Here is a 17,875-nt window from a genome sequence, read left to right as displayed (position 1 = left end):
TGTTGCCGGAAAAATGAAACATGCGCCGTGTCACACCACCCGCCGCAACTGCTTGATCTTCAATACCAGCTCATTTCACCCATCCTGATCATTTATTTCTTTACCAACCAACAAAGAAATATTAATTTCATTTAAAACCAGATAATTCACCCACCACATCGTTTAAAGGCGCCATCCCTCCTTTTTTAGCGCTATTTTGCCGTAATACACTGCTATTTTATGAGCCAGCACACAAAATTAAATTTCCAATATTTTAATAAATGAAATTTTCTGTCTATAACTATCTGTCGCTCACGATCTGCAACAAGTTATCTACAACCATGGCGTCATTTGTTAACGAATTTTTTGATGTGATGTTTTTTATCTTACTCCCTTGTAACGACCAGACCCTGCAAGACCACTGGAGCTATCATGGAACAATACATAACAACCAACCCTGCTTCTGGGCCAAACAGTCAAACCAAAACCGAACCCTTCGTTAAAATTATCGTGCTGATCTCCACGCTGGGTGGCCTGCTGTTCGGCTATGACACCGGCGTGATCTCCGGTGCCCTGCTGTTTATGGGCCAGGAACTGCACCTGACGCCCTTTACCACCGGGCTGGTGACCAGTTCCCTGCTGTTTGGCGCAGCCTTTGGGGCGCTGATGGCCGGCCATCTGGCAGATGCCGCGGGACGCAAAAAGATCATCCTGTTTCTGGCGGTGATTTTTGCTGTCGGTGCTATCGGCACCTCGCTGGCCCCGGATGTCACCTGGATGATCGCCTTCCGGCTGGTGCTGGGCGTCGCCGTGGGCGGCGCAGCGGCCACGGTACCGGTCTATATTGCGGAGATTGCCCCGGCCAACCGCCGCGGGCAGCTGGTGACGCTGCAGGAGCTGATGATTGTCTCCGGCCAGATGCTGGCCTACATCTCCAATGCCACCTTCCATGAGCTTTGGGGCGGGGAATCCACCTGGCGCTGGATGCTGGCGATCGCCACTATTCCAGCCGTGCTGCTGTGGTTCGGTATGCTGTTTATGCCGGACTCCCCGCGCTGGTATGCCATGAAGGGACGCATGGCTGAGGCGAGAAAAGTGCTGGAGCGCACCCGTTCCACGCAGGATGTGGAATGGGAGATGACAGAGATTGAGGAGACCATTGAAGAAAACCGCCATCAGGGCAAAGGCCGCCTGCGTGACCTCGCCACACCGTGGTTAATGAAGCTGTTCCTGCTGGGCATCGGGATTGCGGTTATCCAGCAACTCACCGGCGTCAACACCATTATGTATTATGCGCCGACCATGCTGGAAGCTACCGGCCTGAGCACCGATGCTGCTCTGCTGGCGACCATCGCCAATGGGGTGATTTCCGTGGCCATGACCTTTGCCGGCATCTGGCTGCTGGGCAAAATCGGCCGCCGGCCGCTGGTGCTGATTGGGCAGATAGGCTGTACCTGCTGCCTGTTCTTCCTGGGCGCGGTCTGTATCCTGATGCCGGAAACGGTGGGCGGCCTGCCTAACCTGCTGCGCAGTTATCTGGTGCTGGCCGGGATGCTGATGTTCCTGAGCTTCCAGCAGGGCGCGCTCTCACCGGTGACCTGGCTGCTGCTCTCTGAAATCTTCCCGATCCGCATGCGCGGCATCTGTATGGGGGCTTCCGTCTTTGCCATGTGGATCGCCAATTTCTTGATCTCACTGGCATTCCCGATGTTGCTGGCCGGCGTGGGGCTGGCCGGGGCGTTCTTCACTTTTGCCTGCATCGGCATCGCCGGGTCGCTGTTTGTGGTGCTGTGTGTACCGGAGACCCGGGGCCGCAGCCTGGAGCAGATCGAGCACTATTTCCGCGATCGTTACCAGTCTTCGCCTGTCAGCCCGCGCCTTTCCACCGGGCATAAACGCAAGGCCTGACAGCAAAAAGCCCACCTTCCGGTGGGCTTTTTCGTGATGCATGATACAGCCGGGCTTAATGCGGCTGATCGTTAACGCGGCTGTCGTGCGGCGCATTAGCTTTCTTCGGCACCGGCTTTTTCACGGCTTTTTTCTTCACATGATGCACCGGCTTATGGCTGACGGGTTTCACCGGGTGGGCTGCGCGGTGTGCGTGGCTCAGTTCAGCTTTGTTAACCGGGGTCGCGTCAGCGTGCATCGGTTCTGCCATAGCGGCACTGCTCAGGGCTAACAGCGATCCCAGCATCACTGATTTCATTACCTTCATTCTTACCTCTGTGTCTGTTTGTTCAACGATTCATTCGCCGGATAGAGAGTACAGGGTTTGCCTGTAAGGATTCCGGCAGCAGAATGTAACAACATGCTAACCCAACACCGGTAAAATCAGGGGCATAGCATCTTCAGGCAGGACGGGGGGCTCAGCGGCTGAAAAGCGGGGGAGTGAAAACGCTCACTTGCGAAAACCATTGTTACGGCATGTTAATAACCCTGCCGGAACCGATTTTCTGGTCTATGCTTTTAATACGTTCACTCACAAATGGAGTTTGCATATGTTTGATAAAGTAAAAGATAAAGCAGAAGAAGCTGTGGGTGCGGGCCAGGAACAGTTTGGTCGCGCAACTGATGACAGCAAGACTCAATTTGAAGGGGCTGTGCGTAAGAACCTTTCCCAGGCTTCTTATGCTGTCAATGACGCGGTAGACACCGTGAAACGCACAACGTCTGACAACCCGGTACCGGCACTGCTGGTGGCCGCAGGGGTTGGTTTCGTTCTGGCAAAACTGCTGGGCGGCCGCCGTTAATCACTGGTGATGACGCTCTGTGTAAGCCCGGCCTGGCCGGGCTTTTTTACGTCTGGCTGTGATGCTGCGCTAACGGTAAGGGGACATCGGCTGCGTTTATCTCTCCCATTTTTTTAATTTGTCTATTACCCCGATCAAAGAATTGATAGAAAAGTGCAAAATCAATACAATAATGACATTGTGTAAACGACAGGTAATAGATGTGTCTGCTCATACCGCCTGGGAAGCGTTAAAAACCATTTTCCTTATCGGCTTTGCCCTCTCCGCCCTTTTTACCTTACTGATCAGCCGTGATTCCTCATTCAGGATCCGGTTATTTACGTCCGGCATTATTGGCCTGACCTGGCCGCTGAGTTTTCCGGTCGTCCTGCTGTTTTCCCTGTTCTGAGCCGTCAGGCTGAGGCCATCACCAGCAGGTAACGGCAGGGCTGGCTGCCCGGGTTGGCAAACGTCAGCGGTGCATCGACACCGAAACTCAGGCAATCCCCCGCGGCCAGCACATAGCGCGCTTTACCATATGTCAGCGTGACGGTGCCCTCACATACCCATAATTGCTGCCGATAAGGCGCGGCGTTCCAGCGGGGATAGTTGATTCTGGCCCCGGCCGGCAGCGTGATTTCTACCAGTTCCGCCCCCTGCCCCGCGTTTTTTTCACTGACCTGCCGCCGCAGATAGCCGAGATCGGGATCGCGCCAGACCGGTTGTTCATCGCGGCGGCGCAGGGGATGGGGCTGCGGTTCTTGTGCAGTGATCAATTCAGCCAGCGAAATACCCAGCCCGGCCGCCAGCCGCCCCAGGGTGGCTGCACTGGGGCTGCTTGCCTGGCGTTCAATTTTTGAAATCATCGCTTTACTCACCCCTGATTGCTGCGCCAGCATGTCAATGCTCCAGCCCTTTTCCTTGCGCCGGGCGTATAACTGGCCGGCGATAATCTCATCAATTGACATGGCTCATGCCCGCGTTTACTTTAGGAGAATAATATCCATTATAGTAAACAGCACAGCAGGAGTGTTCAAGATGAAGTGGGTTGAATGCAGTGAAGAGCGGCATGCAGAGGCGATTCTGGCCATTTTTAATGAGGCGATCCTCACCTCCACGGCCTTGTACGATTATCAACCCCGGCCGCTCTCTGCGATGCGCACCTGGTTTGCCGTAAAACGGGACAATGGCTTTCCGGTAATCGGCCTGGAAGATGAGCACGGTAACCTGCTGGGCTTTGCCAGCTACGGCACCTTCCGCCCGTTCCCCGCCAACAAATACACCGTCGAGCACTCGCTGTATGTCCACCCGGATCACCGGGGGCGCGGGCTGGGCCGCCGGCTGCTGGAGCGGCTGATCGCCGAAGCGCAGGCACGCCAGGTGCATACGCTGGTCGGCGGCATCGACAGCACCAACCAGGGCAGCATCGCGCTGCACGAGCGCCTTGGCTTCAGCCACTGCGGTACAGTGCGGCAGGCGGGTTATAAATTTGACCGCTGGCTCGATCTCGCCTTTTACCAGTTATTGTTGCCGACACCAGACCAGCCGATCGCCGCCCTCTAAGTTTCCTATACTTAGCCTGTTGGCAATAACAGGAGGCATTATGTGCGGACGCTTTTCACAGCATCAGACGAGGTCAGACTACCTGGAGGCACTGGCCCCGGGCATCGCCTTCAGTGGCGGCCTGGATCCCGTGCCGATTGACCGCTATAACGTGGCACCCGGCACCCGGGTGCTGCTGCTGAACCAGCGCAATGACCAGTTGCATCTGGATCCGGTGCGCTGGGGCTACCAGCCGCACTGGGCCAAAGAGGCGCACCGGCCACCGGTGATCAATGCCAGGGTGGAGACTGCGGCCGAAAGCCGGATGTTTAAACCGCTCTGGCAACATGGCCGGGCGCTGGTGATGGCGGACGGCTGGTTTGAGTGGAAAAAAGACCCGGAAGACGCTAAGCGTAAACAACCCTACTTTATTTATCACCAGCGCCGTACGCCGATTTTCTTTGCAGCCATCAGCAAATTCCACCCGGATGCCCCAGAGCCGCCGGATGACGACGGTTTTGTGATTATTACCGCCGCCTCTGATGCCGGGCTGCTCGACATTCATGACCGCCGCCCGCTGGTCTTGACGCCGGACGCGGCGCGCGCCTGGCTTGATCCCACCCTGAGCCCGCAGGAAGCCGAGACGCTGGCTACGGAAGGTGCCGTGCCGGTGGAGCAGTTCAGCTGGCACCCGGTTGACAAGGCGGTCGGCAACCCGCACCACGACGGGCCGGCGATGCTGGAGCCCATTGATAATCCGCTGGTCTGACAGACCGTGGAGGAAACATGCTGAATATCAACGCCCTTAGCCATATCTACCATAATCTGCCGGAGCTGATTGAAGAAACCGCCGGCCAGAGCGGCACCAATCTGGCCAGCGCACGCGGCGTGGCCCGGCAGATTATGGCGGAAAAGACTTTGGCCAACCTCTCACCGGCCCAGATGAAAGTCTTTGATCAGGCTCTGCGCCCGCTGATAGAAAATGCCCAATGGGATAACCACTGGGAGCAGGAGTAAGCCACTACGCCCTACGCGGCAGCTGACCAGCGGTAAAATTTGCTGTCTACCGCCATGCGCGGGAACGCCGCAGGCAAGGTATTGGCAGCCACCTCACTGAACCCCTGCTTCTCATAAAAGCGTTGGGCGGCCAGGAATTTGTCAGTCGTACCCAGATAAATATCACGGATGTCCACCTCCGCGGCGTGGCGGAACAACGCAGCCAGTAACTGGGGCGCGACTGACCACGCCCGGCCCCGGTAGGCGGCGGTGACAAACATTTTACGCAGGGCAGCCTGCTGGTTACCGATGTCTTTCAGCCCCAGCGTACCGATAATCTCACTCCCACAGCGTGCTACCCAGAATTCCCCGCCATCACATTGATAAAACCCGGGGATATCGCTGAGATCCGGCTGCTGTTCTGCGGTAATGGCGATACCGAATTCCTGATTCTGAATAGGCAAAATCACCTTGATCACCTGATCACGGTCTGTGGGCTGGAAACGGCTGATGGTAACAGGGGGCTGGGTATGCGCTGGCATGGTCTGTTCTCCGGAAAAAAGGGAGAGATGAGCGTATAAAAAATGGCTGGCCGTGGCTATGGGCTTTGATGGGATAAAGGGACAAAAACAAAAAAACCGCCTCTCGGCGGTCTACGACATTACTGCTTATTGCTTTATTATTCTTTTACTTTCCGTGGTACCCGGGGCGGGACTTGAACCCGCACAGCCATAAGCCGAGGGATTTTAAATCCCTTGTGTCTACCGATTTCACCACCCGGGCATCGGGAAAAGTGGAGGCGCGTTCCGGAGTCGAACCGGACTAGGCGGATTTGCAATCCGCTACATAACCGCTTTGTTAACGCGCCGTAACTGATTTGCCATTTTCCATGGCTAAACTCGTAATGCTTTCGCTTACCAGCTTATTAAAATTTGGAGCGGGAAACGAGACTCGAACTCGCGACCCCGACCTTGGCAAGGTCGTGCTCTACCAACTGAGCTATTCCCGCATTAATCAGAAGCTACTGATTTTATTATCTTTCAGCAAGCTGTGCTGCCGTCCGATGCGTTGCATTCTACTTACCTGTGCCAATGAGTCAACAGAATTATCAGCGCAAAATGTTCATTTGGCGCTTTTTAAGTCACATCGATCACGGTTCAAGCAAATCTTTCCGGGCTGCGTGCAAATATTGGAACATTGACCAGAAAGTCAGCACCGCCGCGATGTAGAGTGCGATGATCCCTACAAACTCCAGCGAGGGATCGGGCCGCCACAGCAACGCCACCAGCGACAGCATCTGCGCAGTGGTTTTCACCTTACCAACCCAGGAAACCGCCACACTGCTGCGCTTACCGACTTCCGCCATCCACTCCCGCAGCGCTGAGATAATAATTTCACGCGCAATCATGGTCGCGGCCGGCAGGGTTATCCACCAGGCGTGGAAATACTCTGCCACCAGCACCAGCGCAATCGCCACCATGACCTTGTCAGCCACCGGGTCAAGGAAGGCACCAAAGCGTGTGGTTTGCTTCCAGCGGCGGGCCAGGAAACCATCAAACCAGTCAGTGATGGCTGCCACCACGAAGATCAGGGCACAGGCCATGGGCGCCCAGACAAACGGGAGGTAGAACGCCAGCACAAAAAAGGGAATCAAAACCACGCGAAACAACGTGAGGCAAGTCGGTATATTAAATTGCATAGCGCTCAGTAACTGTCTGGCAAAAGGGATTATTGTGAGTATGTTGCTACATTGCCCTTAGTGTTTCAACGCATTGTAGATTTTTTCTGCCAATGCGTGTGAAATACCCGGCACTTTTGCAATTTCCTCGATGCTGGCGTTGAGCAGGGGTTGCAACCCGCCCATATATTTCAGCAATACCTGACGGCGTTTCGGGCCGACGCCTTCAATCGTTTCCAGCGCGCTGGTATTGCGCACTTTCGCCCGTTTTTTCCGGTGGCCGGTAATCGCATGGTTATGTGAGTCGTCCCGGATATGCTGGATGACGTGCAAGGCCGGAGAATCCGGCGGCAGGGACATCCCTTCCCCTTCCGGTTTAAAGAACAGCGTCTCCAGCCCCGCCTTGCGGTCAGTGCCTTTGGCGATGCCGATCAGTTTCGGCCGGGTTTTATCCCAGGTCACATTCAGTTCTGCAAACACATCCATCGCCATGCCCAGCTGCCCTTTCCCGCCATCAATGAAGATCACATCCGGGATTTTATTCTCTTCCAGCGCCTTGCCGTAACGGCGTTTCAGTACCTGCGCCATCGCCGCATAGTCATCCCCCGGCGTAATGCCGGTGATGTTGTAACGGCGGTACTCGGCGCGTACCGGCCCGTTGCCGTCAAATACCACGCAGGATGCCACGGTTTGCTCCCCCATGGTGTGGCTGATGTCAAAACACTCCATGCGGTTGATCTCGGGCAGATTCAGCACTTTCGACAACTCCGCCAGCCGTTGGTGAATGGTGGATTGCTGGGAGAGTTTGGTCGCCAGCGCCGTGGCCGCATTGGTGCGTGCCAGTTTGAGGTAACGCGCCCGGTCGCCGCGCGGTTTGGTCTGGATCGCAATTTTGCGGCCGGACATCTCGCTCAGTGAGGCGGCCAGCAGTTCTTTCTCCGGCAGATCGAAATCCAGCAGAATTTCCCCCGGCAGGGTCCGGCCTTCGCTGCCCTGCAAATAGAACTGACCGATAAAAGTCTGCACCACTTCAGCAAGCTCGGTGCCGCCCGGTACTTTCGGGAAGTAGCTGCGGCTGCCCAGCACTTTCCCCTGGCGGAGAAACAGCACGTGCATACAGGCCAGCCCGGCATCAAAAGAGACACCGATAACGTCGAGGTCGTCACCGTCGCCCGACACAAACTGCCGCTCCGTCACCCGGCGCACCGCCTGGATCTGATCGCGGATGCGCCCGGCTTCCTCAAAGTTCAGCCCTTTGCTGGCCTGCTCCATGCGTTCAATCAGCTGGGTCAGCACCTGCTGATCTTTGCCGGCCAGGAACAGCCGCACATACTCCACCTGCTGGCGGTACTCGTCTTCGCTCACCAGCCCTTTCACGCAGGGGCCAAGGCAGCGCCCAATCTGGTACTGGAGGCAGGGGCGCGAACGGTTGCGGTAGACGCTGTTTTCACACTGCCGGATCGGAAACAGCTTCTGCAGCAGCGCCAGCGTTTCACGCACGGCATACGAGTTAGGGAACGGCCCGAAATACTCGCCTTTCGCGTGTTTAGCCCCGCGGTGAATAGCGATGCGCGGGTGATCATCGGCACTCAGGAAAATCAACGGGTAGGATTTATCATCACGCAGCAGCACGTTGTAGCGCGGCTGGTAAAGTTTGATGTAGTTGTGCTCCAGCAGTAACGCCTCGGTTTCCGTGTGGGTCACGGTGACGTCAATCTGGTCAATATTCTTGACCAGATTTTCCGTTTTGCGGCTGCCGACATGGGTGCGGAAATAGCTGGAAAGACGCTTTTTCAGGTCTTTGGCTTTCCCTACATAGATGACCGTCCCGGTGGTATCGTACATCCGGTACACACCGGGCTGGCTGGTGACAGTTTTCAGAAATGCCTGGGAATCGAAACGCTCACTCACTGCTGGTTAGGCTCTCGGTATTGAATAAGCCGTGACGAATAGCCAGATGGGTCAGCTCAACGTCACCGCTGATATTTAACTTACTGAACATGCGATAACGATAGCTGTTCACGGTTTTCGGGCTGAGATTAAGCTGCTCGGAGATCTCATTCACTTTCTGGCCCTTAGTAATCATAAGCATGATTTGCAGTTCGCGCTCAGAAAGGCAGCCAAACGGTGTCTCGGTCTGCGGCTCGAGCTGGCTCAGGGCCATCTGCTGGGCAATGTCAGACGCGATATAACGCTGGCCGGCCGAGACCACCCGGATAGCGTTAATCACCTCCTGCGGGGCGGCCCCCTTGCTCAGGTAACCTGCCGCTCCAGCCTGCATGACTTTGGCCGGCAGCGGGTTTTCGGTATAGATCGTCAACATAATGACTTTGATATCAGGTGAGAACCGCACAATTTTGCGCGTGGCTTCCAGCCCGCCGATTCCCGGCATGTTCATGTCCATAAGCACAATATCAACGTCATTATTGCGGCACCATTTAACGGCATCTTCGCCGCACTGTGCCTCGCCTGAGACCTTGATACCTTTCACATCTTCAAGAATGCGTCGTATCCCTGCGCGCACCAATTCGTGGTCATCAACAAGAAGAACGCTAATCAAAGAGAATTCTCCAAAAAAAGGGAGTAACGCCGTCAGCTATTGTCCACTGAGAAATGTCAATGTCTAAGCCAGAAATGAACACAGAATAGCGTGCAAAGCACCTGATACGGCGGGATACGCCATAACGGCACGCGTCAGCCTCTGTTTTTACAACATCCGTTTTTTACCACTTCCGTCTTTTACAACATCTGTTTTTCTATCATCCGAAGGTGACAACCTGCGCACTGCCGTCAGCGAACTTTGTTTTTATTCGTTGCTAAAACGGCATGGCTATTTGCACGAGGCATTTTACTGTATGCCCGCTTATTTGACCAATAAACACTGTAAAAAATTGCTAGCGGTTTCATACCGACATCTCCTTTCGACAACTCTTTGAATCTAGTCAAAAAGGTGGAAAATTGCCAACACTGTCAGATCATTTTTACAGCACATTTACATTAAAACAGGTGAATTATTTCACTGTCCAGGATAAATCAATTAACCAACCGCACGTTTTGCCGGATAATTGGCCCGGTAAAGAAAGTAAGAATGATATATTTTAAATACTTGTTTCCATCCCGTGTCTTTTTTATAACTTTTTTGATCACTTTATCTCTTTTTTGACATATACCTTTATGCGCTCCCCCGGATACCCGTCTCCGGCCGGCCACGGACGAAGGAGAGAAGCCGCTTTTCCTATGGTATACTCGCCCGCTTCTGTATTTTGCGTTGCTGTGCTGCGTATGCCGTAACGCGTTGTTCATCGCAAGGAGATGACATTGTGAGCCTTAACGAATTTGCCACTGACCCGAACGTAGAAACCCTGGCAACTGAAATTGCCTGCCTGAAAGCCACCCTGACCATGATCCTGAAGGCGCTGGGTCAGGCAGATGCCGGTAAAGTGGTCCTGAACCTGGAAAAATTCATCGCCCAGATTGAAGATGAACAGCAGGCGGAAACCTTCCGTACGACGCTGGCCCAGATCAAGCAGGCCTACCGCCAATAATCTGTTGAGCCAGACGCCCGCCGTCTGGCTCCCTTCCCTGGCTCATTTCACCAGTCCCAGCGCTTTCTGCGCGACCCGCAGGCGCGCCTGCCGGTCTTCAATGCCGTTCAGTCCTCCGTTGATGACCTTGGTCATGCCGATGAAATCTCCCATATCCGCAAACCGGCTGAGGTTTTTTTCCCGCCAGAACCAGCCCGCCGAACGGGCGGCATTGATGTCCAGCAGCAGCAGATCCGGGTTCCCCAGCAGATCCAGCCCCAGCGCCCGGCCGCACTGCAAATAATTGCCTTTAAATGTCACCTGTTTCAGGCCCCGGCCCCGGTAGGTCCAGCCATCGTCAGGCTGCGTATTGCCCACCCGCCCCCCGTAAACCAGGTTGGCAATGGCCCGCTGCCGCTCCAGCGGCAGGGCCGGCTCGCCGGGTTTGCGCCCCAGGGCCTGCCGTTGCTGCGGCGTCATTCGCGGGCCAAAAATAATCAGGCCGGTCACACTGTAATTAAAAGATTCGATAATCCGGGTAAAGCCGCCGGACTCGGTGCCAATTTGGGCAATAAAACAGGCCTGGCGCGCTAACGTGTCAATGACAAACTCGTGGCAGGTCTGCATCACCGGCTCGTACCAGCGGTCGGCCAGCGCGTCCGTCAGGGCGGCAGCCTGTTTAAATTGATCGCGTGTCATAGGTGTGCTCTCCGATTGGTAAGTTTTTTTAAACGGTAGCATCCACACGAAATAGAATAGCCGGTCCGGCATCACTAAATATCACGGCAAATAACAAAATAACTCAATGATAATAATGAGGATCGTGAGGAAAGCCTGCACCAGTCCTATTATACGCCCGGGGTAATTTAGCGAAATAACGCGTTGCGAAAAATAAATATAAAGCAGACTATTTCTTTATTAACTGGAAAATAATCACTGACGTCATTCTGGAATAAATAAATGGGGGTAATTAAATTAACTCTCCTCATTGATATTTTTTTCTTTCTTTCATTTTACGGTGTGAATAACGGGTTGAATCAGGATAAGAAACCACACCACGCCGGCCAGTGATGACGTTCATCAGAAACCGGCGTCGTGTTGCCGGGCAGAAGCGTTGCTTATTTATCGGGGGATTAACCGGCAATAAAGTACGTCAGAGGCTGACTTCGGCAGAGTAAACAGACAGGGCATCAGGCCCGTTACACAGCGCACGGGCCCGGTACAGAGGGAGGCGGTTAGCGGCTTTCCAGCAACGTGGTCAGACGCGTCAGGGCAAAGTTTGCGGCGGCGACAATGACTTCTTCACAATCACCGGAAAAGGTCTCCACTTCCGCAACGGTCAGCCCGTCAGAGAACGCCCAGCCAAACCAGACCGTACCGGCGGGTGTACCGTCCGGCCCGCCATCCGGCCCGGCGTAGCCACTGATGGAGACAGCCGCCTGCTCCCCGGAGATACGCAGCGCACCTTGCGCCATCTCACGTACCACCGGTTCACTGACTGCCGTATAGGTCTCGAGCGCACTGTGACTGACCCCCAGTACCTCCTGCTTCGCCTGGTTGGTATACGTAATGAAGCCACGGCTGAAAAAATCCGCGCTCGATTTGGCAGAGGCTACGGCCATCGCTGCCAGCCCCGCGGTGCAGGACTCCGCAAAGGTCACTTTCATCCCGCGTGCTTTCAGGACTTCCCCGAGTTCTTCCGCAGTGTGTTGCAGTTTTTTATCCATATAACCTCCAGCATAATGGCCAGTAAGCCGGCATAGGAATAATGCCGGGAAGTGTATAAGCATAGTCTGCTTTACCGGCGCCGGTGGGTGGAGTGCTCTACTCTCCATGCGCCCTGCGCCATGCTTCCACCTGTTCCTCACTGACATCATCTTTATAACAGAGCGGGTCAGCACCCCCTGGTTTACTCCAGGCGCTGCGTTTGCCGCAGCGGCTGCCGTTACGGGCGCTGTTATAGGGGCAGGCGCAGTTGCCGGAATAAGCAGAAATGGACTCATCAATTAAGTGTTGTTTTATTTCCTCATCCGGGGTCACTGCTTTTTTTGCTGTGGCGTCACAAACCGGTAAACTCAGGCAAACCAACAGGACTGCCTGAAAAGGGATATTCCTGAACATTGCCTCTCCTTTTTTAGGGAACGTAATAGAACGCGCAAAAAATACCGGGTTATCTTATTTGTTATCCTGAAAGGGAAATGAGATCCGGAGGGCGATATTGCGTGGTTTTTTAACGGATTACCGGCAGGGTTAAACATCCCGGCGCGCCGGCGTCGGCCTGCACCAGCTTCCCTAACATCAACCGACGCCCGCCCCTTTCTCAGATTTGGGCTGCGCCTGCCGATAACCTCATGACCTGACGCTGAGAGCATTAGGATCACAATAAGAGTACACACGTAAAACCTTTGCCCGCCCAGCGCGGGCTTTTTTGCGCCCGGGCAACACCCTATGCAGCAGGAGCAGCTGCGCCATGCATCAGGAAAAGAGGGAGATCCCTGGGATGCCCCGAAAAAAAAGGACTTACGCTATGACGGCGTAAGCCCTTGTATTCATTGGTGGGTCGTGCAGGGTTCGAACCTGCGACCAATTGATTAAGAGTCAACTGCTCTACCAACTGAGCTAACGACCCAACGCGGTGAATTATTCGCCTCCGCAGGGGAGAAGTCAAACCCGTCGCCCTAATGTGTGACTGATTCGTAAGCAATAAGTGCGTTTCCCACAAAGGCTGTGTGGAAATGCCTTTATTCAGCCCTTTTTGCTGACGGCATCGTAGAACAGCATACTGTTGCCCAGATTCTGCGTTGCGCCCTCGATATTGCTGCGCAACCCCACCTGCCGCTGGCCCTGGAGCGTCACCACATAGGGTGAGTTTTGCTGGATTTCCGTCTGCAACTGGGTATACAGCGCATGGCGTTGCGCGGCATCACTGGCCGCCGCCGCGGTGCGGGTCTGTTCACTCAGTGACGGGATCTGCCAGCCTACGCGCCAGGCCAGGGTTTTCGGCCCGTCCGGCACGTTATAGGCAAAGGTGCTGGCGTTGGTGTTCGGGTCGATGTAGTCCGGCCCCCAGTAGATAAAGATCGACTGGAAATTGCGGCTGCGCATTTTGCCCCACAGCTCCGCCTCCGGCACCGGTTTGATGTTGAGCATGATGTCCGCTTTGGCGAAACTGGCCTGTAACGCCTGCGCCACATCGGTGTACGGCGGCTGGTTAACGATGGTCAGATCAAATTGGGTGCCCGGTTTGATGCCCGCCCCGGCCAGGATCGCTTTCGCTTTTGCCACATCCAGATGGAACGGCTTGCTCTCCAGCGCACCGTCAAAGCCTTGCGGCAGAAACGCCTGGTGCACCTGGAACTGCCCTTTCAGCAATTGGTTGGCGATGCCGTCATAATCCACCAGCCAGCGTGCTGCCTGCCAGAAGGCGGGTTTGCCGAGCGCCGGTTGCTGCGGGTCCTGGGTGTTGAAACCGAGGTAGTAGATAAGCCCGGAGGGGAAGCCCGCTACCCGCACGCCCGGCTGGTGCGCCAGCGCGGCAAACTGGTCTGCGCCCAGGTCGTAGGCCACATCGGCGTCGCCCTGTTCCAGCAGTAACCGGCGGGTGCCGGGGTCTGCAACATTTTTCAGGATAACCCGCTTCAGTTTCGGTGCCGTGACGGCCTGCGGATTCGCCTCCAGGATCAGCGCCTCATGGGGAATATAGTTACGCACGCGGTAGGCTGCACTGCCGGCGGAATGGGTACGCAGCCAGCCGTTGCCGAAGTCATCGCCCTGGGTATGTTGCGCCAGCAGTTTGCTGTCCACGATGGACGCCACCGGGGCAGAGAGCAGGCGTAATGCCAGATCGCGGCCAATCGGCGACGTCCAGCGGATCTCCAGCTGGTGGTCGCCGCGCCGGGTAAATTGCGCGTCAATGTTCTGCGGTGTCCAGCCGAACTCGCTCAGAATAAACGCCGGGGTCTTATTCAGCTTTACCACCCGGCTCAGGGAGGCGATCACATCGTCCGCCGTGACGGGGTTGCCGCCGGCAAAACGCGCCTGTGGGTTCAGGGTAAACAGCAGGCTGTGCTCACTCTCCCCCGGCTGCCAGCCGGTGGCCAGTGCCGGCACCAGTTTACGCGGGTCCTGCCGGTCAGACGCCACCAGCCCCTGATAGATATCTACCAGGCTGCCGGTGCTGACCGTCTCAAAACTCTCTGCCGGGTCGAGGCTGATTACCCCATCCAGCGAGATGGCCACAATCAGCGTATCCGGCGGGGTCGCTGCCTGCGCCGGGGAAAAACCAATGAGCGCGGCAAGGGCCGCCGTAACGGGCAACAGTCTGAACATGGCATCTTCCTGAAAGAAAAGCGATATCCCGACTATAGGGGTTTCCGGTGCCGGGTGAAATGCCGGATCCGGCAATGCTTAGCACCTTTCAGAGAATAGCCAGATCAACGGCTTATCATGCCGGGCGGCAGGATAACCGGCGCTGATGGCTGCATTTCTCGCCGGCCCCTGCCGCTTTATTCACCGTCTTCCCGCCTGAAGGAAATAATGCCCCGGAGAAGCGCACAATTTACTTTCTCCGTGACCGGAATCACATTGTTCAGCGGTATTTATTTTGTTAGCCTCTTGCGCTTTGCTATTTGCCCCGGCAGGCGGGCTTTACGCGTAAAAATAAGTATACAAGCCTCACGCCTGTGCCCGCAGAAAATAGCCTTTGCGGAACTAACAGTTAACACAAATATTACATTATCTTGATAACCGATTCAGGCACAACACAACATCAACAAGAGCCATTCAGAGCTCATCACTGATAACAAGACAGGAACCTTTATTAATGGTTGATCAAACAAAAGAACTCAGCACCGCCCCCGAGCGCGGTGAAGAGAATCTGAAACGTAATCTGACAAACCGGCATATTCAGCTTATCGCTATCGGCGGAGCCATCGGCACCGGGCTGTTTATGGGCTCCGGCAAAACCATCAGCCTGGCCGGACCGTCGATCATCTTCGTCTATATGATCATCGGTTTTATGCTGTTTTTCGTGATGCGCGCCATGGGCGAGCTGCTGTTATCCAACCTGGAATATAAATCCTTCAGCGATTTTGCCACCGACCTGCTCGGCCCCTGGGCCGGCTATTTCACCGGCTGGACATACTGGTTCTGCTGGATTGTTACCGGCATCGCGGATGTGGTCGCCATCTCCTCGTATGCGCAGTTCTGGTTCCCCGGTTTGTCGCACTGGGTCGCCTCGCTGCTCTGCGTGCTGTTGCTGCTGAGCCTCAACCTGGCCACGGTCAAGCTGTTCGGCGAGATGGAGTTCTGGTTTGCGATGATCAAGATTGTCGCGATTGTGGCGCTGATTATCGCCGGTGTGGTGATGGTGATGATGCACTTCCCTTCCCCGTCCGGCAGCGTTGCCGCGTTCAGCAACATCTGGAATGACGGCGGCATGTTCCCGAAAGGGCTGAGCGGCTTCTTTGCCGGGTTCCAGATTGCGGTGTTTGCATTTGTCGGCATTGAGCTGGTGGGCACCACCGCCGCGGAAACCAAAGATCCGGAAACCGTGCTGCCGCGTGCCATTAACTCCATCCCGCTGCGTATCATCATGTTTTATGTGTTTGCGCTGGTGACCATCATGGCAGTAACGCCGTGGCGTTCCGTGGTCGCGGACAAAAGCCCGTTTGTGGAACTGTTTGTGCTGGTGGGCCTGCCGGCTGCGGCCAGTATCATTAACTTTGTGGTGCTGACGTCTGCTGCCTCCTCGGCCAACAGCGGCATCTTCTCCACCAGCCGTATGCTGTTCGGCCTGTCGCAGGAAGGCAGCGCGCCGAAAAGCTTCGGCCGCCTCTCCCGCCGTGCGGTGCCGTCCACCGGGCTTATCTTCTCCTGCATCTGCCTGCTGAGCGGCGTGGTGCTGATCTACCTGATCCCGAATGTGATGACGGTGTTTACGCTGGTCACCACCGTGTCAGCGATCCTGTTTATGTTTGTCTGGAGCATCATTCTCTGCTCCTATCTGGTCTACCGCCGCACCCGCCCGCAACTGCACCAGGCATCTGCCTATAAAATGCCGCTTGGCGTGGTGATGTGCTGGGTGTGCCTGGCCTTCTTCGCCTTTGTGCTGGTGCTGCTGACCTTACAGGAAGATACCCGCCAGGCACTGATGGTGACGCCTGTCTGGTTCCTGCTGCTGGGTGTGACTTACGCGGCGCTGCGCCGCAAACAACGCGCCTGACCTGCCTGCCCCGCCCGCTGCGGCGGGGCCTTTTCCTCGTTCCTGCCCCGCGTTTCCCTACTCTGCTTTCATCTGTTGCCATACCCGGCCGATCATCTCACTGACCGGCGGGCGCACGGTGTTGATCCGCGTCGGCAGCACCTCTCCGTCGGGCGTGTTCACCGGCCCCAGATCAAAGGTAAAGGTGTAATAGGGCTCCTCGCCCATACGCAGGTCGCTGAGCCACAGGTGCCCGTTCTGTTCACTCAGCCGGAAAAAGCCGTGGGTGAACCACGCCATGCGCGCCACATAGGGATTATCCCGGTAACGGGCATACAGCGCCTCACCGCGCGGGTAGAAGGTGAAGGTCAGCGGCCGCTGCGGGGCCAGCAGAGAATAGAAGCCTTCGCCGTAGGTGCCCGGTGTCATGACCACCACCCGCCACACCAGCGTGTTCAGGCTGGTAGGCGTCACCAGCACCCGCTCGCCGTTAATATAATTCTGCGCGATCGCCTGCCGGGCGGCCTCCGTTGCCTGCTGCTGGGCAAACAGGCTCCAGAGCAGATAGGCGCAGCTCACTATCAGGCCGCCGTGGTTCCAGCGCAGGCCGCGCCGGTTACGCAGGATCAGGGCAGCGATGACGCCCACCAGCAGCGGCAGGGTATAGAGCGGATCGATGATGAACATGCTGCCGATGGCATAGGGATAGTCGGTGAACGGCAGGCCGAATTGGGTGCCGTACACCGTCATGGTGTCCAGCAACGGGTGGGTAATCAGCGCCAGCCATACCGCCAGCCAGAGGCGGATCACCTGGCCGCGCAGCCGGAACAGGATGCCGCCCAGCCAGGAGAGCAGCGGCGACACCAGCGTCAGGTAGAACAGCGCGTGGCTTTCGGTGCGGTGCATCGTCATGTTGCTGATCGGGTCACCGCGGTCGAAAAACACATCCAGATCGGGCAGCGTGCCGCAGACTGCCCCCAGCAGCGCCGATTGCCAGACCGGCATCCGGCGGCCCATCACCGTGACGCTGAGGGCGGCACCCAGCGCCAGTTGTGAAACAGAGTCCATCTCATCTCCCTGAACGGCAAAAAACGAAAAAGAGAACAGCATGACGGCGTTAGCGTTCACCGTGGCTGGTTTAACCCTATGCGTTGATGGGCAAAAACACCAAAACTCCGGCAAAGGGAAACAGAGATTAGGATTAATGCCCCCTTACCGGAGGGCG

19 protein-coding genes and 4 tRNA genes are annotated in these 17,875 nt (G+C 56.0%); 8 read left to right on the top strand and 15 right to left on the bottom strand.

Going from position 1 to position 17,875, the window contains the following annotated elements; all coding sequences use genetic code 11:
* The first annotated feature begins 411 nt into the window (after positions 1–411).
* Positions 412–1,887: a sugar porter family MFS transporter gene (locus CYR55_RS00780; protein WP_101814268.1), complete on the top strand. Its 1,476-nt coding sequence runs from the start codon at positions 412–414 to the stop codon at positions 1,885–1,887.
* Between the two features lie 55 nt (positions 1,888–1,942).
* On the opposite strand, the gene CYR55_RS00775 is transcribed toward CYR55_RS00780, so the two are convergent.
* Positions 1,943–2,194 carry a hypothetical protein gene (locus CYR55_RS00775; protein ID WP_146000935.1) on the bottom strand — a complete coding sequence of 84 codons (252 nt, stop codon included), beginning with the start codon at positions 2,192–2,194 and terminating at the stop codon, positions 1,943–1,945.
* 283 nt (positions 2,195–2,477) lie between these two features.
* Between CYR55_RS00775 and CYR55_RS00770 the strand changes: the two genes are divergently transcribed.
* Together CYR55_RS00770 and CYR55_RS00765 are read left to right on the top strand one after the other, a co-directional pair.
* Positions 2,478–2,729, top strand: coding sequence for a CsbD family protein (locus CYR55_RS00770; protein ID WP_241522048.1), 252 nt, complete (start codon positions 2,478–2,480; stop codon positions 2,727–2,729).
* 202 nt (positions 2,730–2,931) lie between these two features.
* On the top strand, positions 2,932–3,117 hold the full coding sequence (locus CYR55_RS00765; RefSeq protein WP_101821668.1) for a GhoT/OrtT family toxin: 186 nt from the start codon (positions 2,932–2,934) through the stop codon (positions 3,115–3,117).
* Between the two features lie 4 nt (positions 3,118–3,121).
* On the opposite strand, the gene CYR55_RS00760 is transcribed toward CYR55_RS00765, so the two are convergent.
* On the bottom strand, positions 3,122–3,676 hold the full coding sequence (locus CYR55_RS00760; protein WP_101814264.1) for a helix-turn-helix domain-containing protein: 555 nt from the start codon (positions 3,674–3,676) through the stop codon (positions 3,122–3,124).
* A gap of 70 nt (positions 3,677–3,746) precedes the next feature.
* Between CYR55_RS00760 and CYR55_RS00755 the strand changes: the two genes are divergently transcribed.
* Genes CYR55_RS00755 through CYR55_RS00745 form a run of 3 tightly spaced genes read left to right on the top strand, consistent with a single transcriptional unit; the run spans position 3,747 to position 5,267 of the window.
* On the top strand, positions 3,747–4,271 hold the full coding sequence (locus CYR55_RS00755; RefSeq protein ID WP_101814263.1) for a GNAT family N-acetyltransferase: 525 nt from the start codon (positions 3,747–3,749) through the stop codon (positions 4,269–4,271).
* 40 nt (positions 4,272–4,311) lie between these two features.
* Positions 4,312–5,019, top strand: a complete 708-nt coding sequence (locus tag CYR55_RS00750) for an SOS response-associated peptidase family protein (RefSeq protein ID WP_101814262.1) — start codon at positions 4,312–4,314, stop codon at positions 5,017–5,019.
* 17 nt (positions 5,020–5,036) lie between these two features.
* On the top strand, positions 5,037–5,267 hold the full coding sequence (locus tag CYR55_RS00745; protein ID WP_101814261.1) for a hypothetical protein: 231 nt from the start codon (positions 5,037–5,039) through the stop codon (positions 5,265–5,267).
* Between the two features lie 11 nt (positions 5,268–5,278).
* Here CYR55_RS00745 and CYR55_RS00740 read toward each other — a convergent pair whose 3' ends face one another.
* From CYR55_RS00740 to uvrY, 7 genes are all read right to left on the bottom strand, one after another.
* Positions 5,279–5,788, bottom strand: coding sequence for a GNAT family N-acetyltransferase (locus CYR55_RS00740; RefSeq protein WP_101814260.1), 510 nt, complete (start codon positions 5,786–5,788; stop codon positions 5,279–5,281).
* 155 nt (positions 5,789–5,943) lie between these two features.
* Positions 5,944–6,029: transfer RNA gene (locus CYR55_RS00735), tRNA-Leu, on the bottom strand.
* An 11-nt stretch (positions 6,030–6,040) separates the two neighbouring features.
* Positions 6,041–6,114: transfer RNA gene (locus tag CYR55_RS00730), tRNA-Cys, on the bottom strand.
* A 65-nt stretch (positions 6,115–6,179) separates the two neighbouring features.
* Positions 6,180–6,255, bottom strand: a tRNA-Gly gene (locus tag CYR55_RS00725).
* A 141-nt stretch (positions 6,256–6,396) separates the two neighbouring features.
* Positions 6,397–6,945 (bottom strand): CDP-diacylglycerol--glycerol-3-phosphate 3-phosphatidyltransferase, encoded by a 549-nt coding sequence (gene pgsA, locus CYR55_RS00720; protein WP_101814259.1) that lies wholly within the window; start codon positions 6,943–6,945, stop codon positions 6,397–6,399.
* 57 nt (positions 6,946–7,002) lie between these two features.
* Positions 7,003–8,835 (bottom strand): excinuclease ABC subunit UvrC, encoded by a 1,833-nt coding sequence (gene uvrC / locus CYR55_RS00715; RefSeq protein WP_101814258.1) that lies wholly within the window; start codon positions 8,833–8,835, stop codon positions 7,003–7,005.
* Positions 8,828–9,484, bottom strand: coding sequence for a UvrY/SirA/GacA family response regulator transcription factor (gene uvrY, locus CYR55_RS00710; protein ID WP_101814257.1), 657 nt, complete (start codon positions 9,482–9,484; stop codon positions 8,828–8,830). Before uvrY ends, uvrC begins: the two co-directional genes overlap by 8 nt.
* A gap of 760 nt (positions 9,485–10,244) precedes the next feature.
* On the opposite strand from uvrY, the gene CYR55_RS00705 reads away from it, so the two are divergent.
* On the top strand, positions 10,245–10,469 hold the full coding sequence (locus tag CYR55_RS00705; RefSeq protein WP_101814256.1) for a DUF2594 family protein: 225 nt from the start codon (positions 10,245–10,247) through the stop codon (positions 10,467–10,469).
* 42 nt (positions 10,470–10,511) lie between these two features.
* Here CYR55_RS00705 and CYR55_RS00700 read toward each other — a convergent pair whose 3' ends face one another.
* From CYR55_RS00700 to CYR55_RS00680, 5 genes are all read right to left on the bottom strand, one after another.
* Entirely contained in the window at positions 10,512–11,147 is a 636-nt protein-coding gene (locus tag CYR55_RS00700) for a glycoside hydrolase family 19 protein (RefSeq protein ID WP_101814255.1), read from the bottom strand.
* Between the two features lie 536 nt (positions 11,148–11,683).
* The gene (locus CYR55_RS00695; RefSeq protein WP_101814254.1) at positions 11,684–12,175 is read right to left on the bottom strand and encodes a CinA family protein; all 492 of its coding nucleotides are present in this window, start codon (positions 12,173–12,175) and stop codon (positions 11,684–11,686) included.
* Positions 12,176–12,272: 97 nt separating this feature from the next.
* On the bottom strand, positions 12,273–12,569 hold the full coding sequence (locus tag CYR55_RS00690; RefSeq protein ID WP_241522047.1) for a hypothetical protein: 297 nt from the start codon (positions 12,567–12,569) through the stop codon (positions 12,273–12,275).
* 432 nt (positions 12,570–13,001) lie between these two features.
* Positions 13,002–13,077: transfer RNA gene (locus CYR55_RS00685), tRNA-Lys, on the bottom strand.
* 116 nt (positions 13,078–13,193) lie between these two features.
* On the bottom strand, positions 13,194–14,777 hold the full coding sequence (locus CYR55_RS00680) for an ABC transporter substrate-binding protein (protein WP_101814253.1): 1,584 nt from the start codon (positions 14,775–14,777) through the stop codon (positions 13,194–13,196).
* Positions 14,778–15,270: 493 nt separating this feature from the next.
* Between CYR55_RS00680 and cycA the strand changes: the two genes are divergently transcribed.
* Positions 15,271–16,671, top strand: a complete 1,401-nt coding sequence (cycA, locus tag CYR55_RS00675) for a D-serine/D-alanine/glycine transporter (RefSeq protein WP_101814252.1) — start codon at positions 15,271–15,273, stop codon at positions 16,669–16,671.
* 57 nt (positions 16,672–16,728) lie between these two features.
* Here cycA and CYR55_RS00670 read toward each other — a convergent pair whose 3' ends face one another.
* Positions 16,729–17,718, bottom strand: a complete 990-nt coding sequence (locus CYR55_RS00670) for a metal-dependent hydrolase (protein WP_101814660.1) — start codon at positions 17,716–17,718, stop codon at positions 16,729–16,731.
* Positions 17,719–17,875 lie beyond the last annotated feature (157 nt).

Origin of the sequence: Chimaeribacter californicus (genome assembly GCF_002858675.1) — a bacterium.
In the GTDB taxonomy this organism is placed as follows: Bacteria; Pseudomonadota; Gammaproteobacteria; order Enterobacterales; family Enterobacteriaceae; genus Chimaeribacter; species Chimaeribacter californicus.
Note: the sequence above shows the minus strand (reverse complement) of the source record. Positions and strands in the feature narration are given on the sequence as shown.

Excerpts from the sequence above, each read along its gene's own strand:
- CYR55_RS00680 (WP_101814253.1), bottom strand. The coding sequence starts at position 14,777 with ATGTTCAGACTGTTGCCCGTTACGGCGGCCCTTGCCGCGCTCATTGGT.
- CYR55_RS00750 (WP_101814262.1), top strand. The coding sequence starts at position 4,312 with ATGTGCGGACGCTTTTCACAGCATCAGACGAGGTCAGACTACCTGGAG.
- CYR55_RS00695 (WP_101814254.1), bottom strand. The coding sequence starts at position 12,175 with ATGGATAAAAAACTGCAACACACTGCGGAAGAACTCGGGGAAGTCCTG.
- CYR55_RS00740 (WP_101814260.1), bottom strand. The coding sequence starts at position 5,788 with ATGCCAGCGCATACCCAGCCCCCTGTTACCATCAGCCGTTTCCAGCCC.
- CYR55_RS00780 (WP_101814268.1), top strand. The coding sequence starts at position 412 with ATGGAACAATACATAACAACCAACCCTGCTTCTGGGCCAAACAGTCAA.
- CYR55_RS00690 (WP_241522047.1), bottom strand. The coding sequence starts at position 12,569 with ATGTTCAGGAATATCCCTTTTCAGGCAGTCCTGTTGGTTTGCCTGAGT.
- CYR55_RS00760 (WP_101814264.1), bottom strand. The coding sequence starts at position 3,676 with ATGTCAATTGATGAGATTATCGCCGGCCAGTTATACGCCCGGCGCAAG.
- pgsA (WP_101814259.1), bottom strand. The coding sequence starts at position 6,945 with ATGCAATTTAATATACCGACTTGCCTCACGTTGTTTCGCGTGGTTTTG.
- CYR55_RS00700 (WP_101814255.1), bottom strand. The coding sequence starts at position 11,147 with ATGACACGCGATCAATTTAAACAGGCTGCCGCCCTGACGGACGCGCTG.
- CYR55_RS00670 (WP_101814660.1), bottom strand. The coding sequence starts at position 17,718 with ATGGACTCTGTTTCACAACTGGCGCTGGGTGCCGCCCTCAGCGTCACG.
- CYR55_RS00775 (WP_146000935.1), bottom strand. The coding sequence starts at position 2,194 with ATGAAGGTAATGAAATCAGTGATGCTGGGATCGCTGTTAGCCCTGAGC.
- CYR55_RS00755 (WP_101814263.1), top strand. The coding sequence starts at position 3,747 with ATGAAGTGGGTTGAATGCAGTGAAGAGCGGCATGCAGAGGCGATTCTG.
- CYR55_RS00745 (WP_101814261.1), top strand. The coding sequence starts at position 5,037 with ATGCTGAATATCAACGCCCTTAGCCATATCTACCATAATCTGCCGGAG.
- cycA (WP_101814252.1), top strand. The coding sequence starts at position 15,271 with ATGGTTGATCAAACAAAAGAACTCAGCACCGCCCCCGAGCGCGGTGAA.
- CYR55_RS00770 (WP_241522048.1), top strand. The coding sequence starts at position 2,478 with ATGTTTGATAAAGTAAAAGATAAAGCAGAAGAAGCTGTGGGTGCGGGC.